The organism is Vibrio sp. 2132-1 (genome assembly GCF_033344315.1).
Genome location: NZ_JAWPON010000506.1, coordinates 1 through 621, shown reverse-complemented (window position 1 = coordinate 621; position 621 = coordinate 1). Strand labels below are relative to the sequence as shown.

The window sequence follows — 621 nt, the reverse complement described above, 5'->3', positions numbered from 1 at the left end:
ACGACACCTATGGCCACGATGTTGGCGACCAAGTGTTGAAAGCATTTGCAACTCGATTGAAGAAAAGCATTCGTAACAGCGACCGAAAAACCGATAAACATGACTACTCCATTGCGCGCTTCGCAGGCGATGAGTTCGTGTTAATGCTTTACGATGTGCGCAGTAAACAAGACCTAGATGGCATTTTGGATCGCATCGTTAATTTGTTCCCAAAGGGATATCAAAACTACGATACCTATAATGAGCTGACGATGAGCGTAGGAGCCGCAATCTATAAACAAGACGCCAACGATTTATCAGAGCTTACCCGCTGCGCAGACAAAGCGATGTATGCCGCGAAACACACGGGTAAAAATCAGTACGCGTTTTACGAACATTGTTCTCATGCTGGTGAGCTGCGCAAACAACAAGAATCAATGCTTGAGATGACAGAGGCGTGCTAAGCCTCTGTGAGTCGCCCGATTATGCAAAAAAGTGCATCGCCCACAACCCAAGCGCTAAAAACACGATCAACCAGAAGGCTTGACGCGCCCGGCTTGGTTTTCATTGTTGTGGTGCAATCACTGGCTTAAAAGCTAGCTCCTTCATTTTTCCGACCAAACTTTTTTCTATCGCCTGTTT

Annotated in this window: 1 protein-coding gene; it reads left to right on the top strand. The window is 46.4% G+C overall.

The window, feature by feature from the left end; translation table 11 throughout:
- Positions 1-443: GGDEF domain-containing protein (locus tag R8N47_RS26320; RefSeq protein ID WP_318186245.1), on the top strand; the 443-nt coding region annotated here is incomplete at its 5' end.
- Positions 444-621 lie beyond the last annotated feature (178 nt).